The organism is Brevibacillus sp. HB2.2 (genome assembly GCF_013284275.1).
Classification (GTDB): Bacteria; Bacillota; Bacilli; order Brevibacillales; family Brevibacillaceae; genus Brevibacillus; species Brevibacillus brevis_D.
In genome coordinates, this window is sequence record NZ_JABSUV010000131.1 from 1 (window position 1) to 241 (window position 241).

At 40.2% G+C, this 241-nt stretch carries 1 pseudogene; it reads right to left on the reverse strand.

The annotated features are described in order from the left end of the window. Window positions 1-241: pseudogene (locus HP401_RS30120) on the reverse strand (DUF4062 domain-containing protein); the annotation flags it as partial.

A 241-nucleotide genomic window follows, 5' to 3' on the forward strand; every position in this document is an offset into this window, starting at 1 on the left:
TCCATACAAATCGTCTCTTGCTGCATACTCCGGCAATTGATCACGAAGTACCATTTTAATGTGCCGTACATCTTCAACATAATAGGTAGGAACTTGTTCCATGACCGATTGCTTAAACTCTTGAAACTTCTAATAGTATTCAATTGCTGCGAAGTCGTATGGCTTTTGTCTTAATGCTTCATCTGTGACAACAAAAGCAAATCTAGGTTTGCCCGCTTCTCCGGCATACTCATATTCCCAA